The 5,167-nt window shown below is 35.8% G+C and carries 5 protein-coding genes; all 5 read left to right on the top strand.

Translation table 11 applies throughout. From position 1 onward, the window contains the following. Positions 1–313 precede the first annotated feature (313 nt). Positions 314–742: a MaoC family dehydratase gene (locus HMPREF0381_RS11305; protein WP_008752111.1), complete on the top strand. Its 429-nt coding sequence runs from the start codon at positions 314–316 to the stop codon at positions 740–742. Next, on the top strand, positions 739–2,304 hold the full coding sequence (locus tag HMPREF0381_RS11300; protein ID WP_008752110.1) for an acyl CoA:acetate/3-ketoacid CoA transferase: 1,566 nt from the start codon (positions 739–741) through the stop codon (positions 2,302–2,304). Before HMPREF0381_RS11305 ends, HMPREF0381_RS11300 begins: the two co-directional genes overlap by 4 nt. A gap of 22 nt (positions 2,305–2,326) precedes the next feature. Continuing rightward, positions 2,327–3,727 carry a GntP family permease gene (locus tag HMPREF0381_RS11295; RefSeq protein WP_008752109.1) on the top strand — a complete coding sequence of 467 codons (1,401 nt, stop codon included), beginning with the start codon at positions 2,327–2,329 and terminating at the stop codon, positions 3,725–3,727. A gap of 93 nt (positions 3,728–3,820) precedes the next feature. After that, positions 3,821–4,597, top strand: coding sequence for an enoyl-CoA hydratase-related protein (locus HMPREF0381_RS11290; RefSeq protein ID WP_008752108.1), 777 nt, complete (start codon positions 3,821–3,823; stop codon positions 4,595–4,597). Positions 4,598–4,741: 144 nt separating this feature from the next. Further along, positions 4,742–5,167, top strand: a 426-nt coding sequence (locus tag HMPREF0381_RS11285) for an acyl-CoA dehydrogenase family protein (protein WP_008752107.1), incomplete at its 3' end; no start/stop codon positions are given.

Here is a 5,167-nt window from a genome sequence, read left to right as displayed (position 1 = left end):
AAACATATATATTATAAATAAAATAAAAGAGAATAACTTTGATAAAAAATAGATTATTAGTATAAAATGATATAATTCACATATTTTTAAAAAAGTAATTGATATATATATATATATATGGTAACATTAAATAGTAATAGATGAAAATGCTATCAATATTAGATAAAAATATATAATGTTGATGTTATTTTGTTGACGTGATTATAAAAGAGTTAAATATGGAAGTGCAAGAGAATACTTCGTTATAAATTACATTAACAATGTTTCAAAGTGTGCTTTGAAATAAAATATAAAAATTAATGGAGGCAATATTATGGCAGGAAAAAGTATTGACGAGATTGTTATTGGAGAGAAAGCGTGCTTTTCTAAAACGATCACAGAGGGAGATGTGTATTTATATGCTGGAATAATTGGTGATTTAAATTCGGCACACATAAATGAGGAGGCTGCAAAAAAAGGTATATTTGGTAAGAGAATAGCACATGGAATGCTTACAGCTGGTCTTGTATCAACTGTTCTTGGAATGAAATTACCTGGAGAAGGCACTATATACATGGGACAGGAATTAAAATTTACAAAACCGGTTTATTTTGGAGACACTGTCACAGCTACAGTAGAGGTATCAGAAAAGATAAGGGATAAGTTCTTAAAATTAAAGACAGTTTGTGTAAATCAAAATGGAGAGGTTGTATTAGAGGGGGTTGCAATGGTTCTACCACCAAAAAAGGAGGCCGGTAAATGAGAGTACAATTCTTAACGGCAAGGGAAGCGGCAAATTTAATTACAGACAATGCAACTATAGCAATAAATGGGTTTGTCGGTATAGGTGCGGCAGAGGAGGTTCAGGAAAAAATAAAAGAAAGATATGAAGAGACAAACACACCTAAAGGTTTGACACTTTATTATGCTGCAGGTCAAGGTGACGGGAAAGACAGGGCTCTTAATCTCTTAAATGGTGAAGGTCTTTTAAAGAGGGTTGTAGGTGGACATTGGAATTTGGCACCAAAACTTCAGAAGTTGGCTCTTGATAATAAGATAGAAGCATATAATTTTCCGCAGGGAGTTATTTCACATATGTTTCGCTCATCAGCATCTGGAGAAAAAGGAACAATTAGTAAGATTGGATTAGATACGTTTGTGGATCCGACACAAGATGGTGGAAAGTTAAACAGTATAACAAAAGAAGACCTGGTTAAGAAGATAGAGCTTGAGGGGGAAGAATATCTTTATTATTTAGCACCTAAAATTGATTTTGCAATTATAAGAGGTACTTTTGCTGATGAATATGGAAATATCAGTTTAGAGGAAGAAGTTGCTACACTTGATGCAACAAATATGGCAATTGCTTGCAAGAATAATGGGGGTAAAGTTATTGTACAGGTCAAGGATATTGTAGGTGCAAATACCCTTGACCCAAGATTGGTAAAGATTCCCGGAGTGCTTGTAGATGTTGTTGTTAAATGCACCGATATAAATGCATATCATGATCAGGTTTTTGGTGAGGTTTATAATCCTGCTTATTGTGGAAATGCTAAGACATTGCTTAATAGAGTTGCACCTCCAAAATTGGATAATAGAAAAGTTATCGGCAGAAGAGGTGCAATGGAGATACACGCATATTCTTTAGTTAACTTAGGAATTGGAATTCCTGAACTTGTTGGTGCAGTTGCTAATGAAGAAGGTCAAGGTGATAAAATTACGCTTAGTGTGGAGTCGGGAATAACCGGAGGAGTACCACTTGGAGGTATAAAATTTGGTGGAGTAATAAATCCACAGTCTATCATAGATCAGGATATACAATTTGACCTCTATGATGGTGGTGGATTGGATGTGACATTCCTTGGATTAGCACAGTGTGATAAAGAAGGTAATATAAATGTATCTAAGTTTGGACCGAAGATTCCCGGATGTGGCGGTTTTATTAATATTTCGCAAAGCACAAAGAGAATTGTATTCTGTGGTACATTCACTGCAGGCGGATTAAAAGAAAAAGTTGAAAATGGAGAACTTATTATTCTTGAAGAAGGTAGGGAAAAGAAATTTGTCAAGAAGGTTGAACAAATAACTTTTTCCGCAAAATATGCTAATGAAACAGAACAGGAAGTCTTATATATTACAGAAAGGTGTGTTTTTAGGTTGACAAAGGAAGGTCTTATGTTAATAGAAATAGCACCGGGCGTAGACCTTGAACGAGACATTCTTGGAAATATGGATTTCATACCGATTATTCCGGAGAAATTGGAGATAATGGATGAAAGGATCTTTAGAGATGCTTTAATGAGCTTGGAACTTAAGAATATATAAAATTAAAAAAAGAGGAATAAAAATGCAAATTATTGGAATATTAGGAATTATTCTATCACTTGGTCTTCTTATGTACCTTGCATTTAGAGGCTTTTCAGTTGTTGCTGTTGCACCACTTTTAGCACTACTTGCTGTAGTTATAGGTACTATTTCAATGGGAGAAGATCCACATTTAATGGCTCATTATACAGAAGTATTTATGGCCAGTCTTGGGAAATATGTTCGTAATTATTTTCCTATCTTTTTACTGGGGGCAATTTTTGGAAAAATGTTGGAGGATTCAGGTTCAGCAGATTCCATTTCCGGTTTTATAACTGCAAAATTAGGTAGCCATATGGCTATATTGTCTGTTGTATTATCCTGTTCGCTATTAACTTATGGTGGAGTTTCGTTATTTGTTGTTGCTTTTGCGATATATCCGATAGGAGCGAAGCTTTTTAAAGAGGTTGATATTCCAAAGAGAATTTTGCCTGGTGCAATAGCATTGGGAGCATTCACATATACAATGACGGCAGTTCCGGGGTCACCTCAAATTCAGAACGCTATTCCGATGAAGTATTTTGGAACAGATGCTTTTGCAGCTCCAATACTTGGAATTATTGCTACAATCGTGATGTTTGGGCTTGGCATGTTTTGGCTTTCATTTCGTGCTAAAACAGCTAAGCAAAAAGGTGAAGGATATGGGGAGCACAATGAGCATTTTAAAACAAGTGATGAGAAAAAAAGTTTACCTCCATTTGCTGTAGCACTTGCACCTATTATTGCGGTACTTGTAATTAATTACATTTTATCCAGAGTGATTTATCCAAATATTGATGGCGGTTATTTGGAGGGGGAGCCATATAAGACAACTTTAAAAGCTGTAACCGGAAACTGGTCTTTGATTATTGCTTTATTTGTCGGAATTATTATAACTGTTATACTTAATTTTAAGAGATTTGAGGATGTGGTAAAGACTATTACTATCGGAACTAACGGGTCTTTTTTAGCAATATTTAATACAGCCTCAGAAACAGGATATGGAAATGTTATTGCAGGTTTATCTGCATTTGCGATTATCAGTGCCGGGATCGTAAGTATATCGTCCAATCCATTGATTGGTACGGCTGTATCAAGTTCGGTTTTAGCAGGTGTTACGGGTTCAGCATCAGGTGGATTATCAATTGCATTAGAGACAATGGGAAAGCAGTTTTTAGAGATAGCGCAGACAAGGGGGATTAACCCTCAAGTACTTCATAGAGTAGCTTCAATAGCCTGTGGAGGTATGGATACATTGCCACACAATGGTGCAGTTATCACATTACTTGGAATTACAGGAATGACACATAAAGAGTCATATGCAGATATTGGAATGTGTACAGTAATAATTCCGCTGATAGCTGTTACAATAATAATAATTTTTGCCAGTTTTGGTATTGTTTAGTATATGTTGTAGTTATTAATTTATGTTATAAGGTGATATAGGATGTGCATATACGTAATACACTGTAAATATTATTAAAAGGAGGTATTGTTTGTGAATTTTGTAAAGTATGAGCAAGATGAAATGATAGGTATCATTACCATCAATAGGTCGGAAGCTTTGAATGCTCTAAATTCTTCCGTATTGGATGAAATAGGTGATTGTTTTGATAATATTGACATAAATGCTGTTAGGGCAGTTGTATTGACAGGAGAAGGAATCAAGTCTTTTGTAGCGGGTGCTGATATTGGAGAGATGAGTAAGCTAAGTAAAACTGAAGGAGAAGCTTTTGGGAAAAAGGGAAATGATATATTTAGGAAAATTGAGACATTCCCAATACCTGTTATTGCAGCTATAAACGGATATGCACTTGGTGGTGGATGTGAACTTGCAATGAGCTGTGATATAAGAATCTGTTCAGATAATGCAGTATTTGGGCAACCTGAAACAGGACTTGGCATTACACCGGGATTTGGGGGGACTCAAAGACTTGCTCGTTTAGTTGGACCCGGAATGGCAAAGCAGTTGATTTATACAGCAAAGAATATAAAAGCGGATGAGGCATTAAGAATAGGGCTTGTAAATGCCATATACACACAAGAAGAGCTTTTGGAAACAGCAAAGAAGATGGCAAAGGGTATTGCGAAAAATGCACCTATAGCTGTCAGGGCATGTAAAAAAGCTATAAATGATGGACTTGATGTTAAAATGGATGATGCTATAGTTATTGAAGAGAAACTATTTGGAAGTTGCTTTGAGACACATGATCAGATAGAAGGTATGAGTTCTTTCCTTGAGAAGAGAAAAGAAAAGAACTTTATTAATTCATAGAGTTTCAGGAGTGATAATAGTTGTAAAAGATCATTTTACATTTGTTTATATATAAAGGTGAAAGAAAACTAAGAAAGGATAATGCAAACAAAGACTTTCACTATTTAAGTTTGCACTTGGATTTATTCAAGTAGGGTATTATTCATGGATTTTACTTTAGACAAGAAACATGAGATGGCAAGAACCCTCTTTAGGGAGTTTGCCGAAAAGGAAGTAAAACCTCTTGCAATAGAGGTAGATGAAACAGAAATATTCCCAAGAGAGACCGTAAATAAGATGGCAAAGTACGGTTTTCTTGGAATTCCTGTAGCAAAGGAGTTTGGCGGTCAGGGAGCCGATTCTCTGGCATATGTTATGTGTGTAGAGGAAATCGCAAAAGTATGTGCTACAACGGCTGTTATTGTTTCTGCACATACATCACTTTGTGCAGACCCGATTGCTATGTACGGTACACCGGCTCAAAAGGAGAAATATCTGATTCCGCTTGCAAAGGGTGAAAAACTCGGAGCTTTTGCACTTACAGAGCCTAATGCCGGTACAGATGCACAGGGAGCGGTTACAACAGCAATA

Origin of the sequence: Lachnoanaerobaculum saburreum DSM 3986, from assembly GCF_000185385.1 — a bacterium.
Classification (GTDB): Bacteria; Bacillota; Clostridia; order Lachnospirales; family Lachnospiraceae; genus Lachnoanaerobaculum; species Lachnoanaerobaculum saburreum.
The sequence above is the reverse complement of the archived record's forward strand: the minus strand, read 5'-3'. Positions and strand labels throughout refer to the sequence as shown.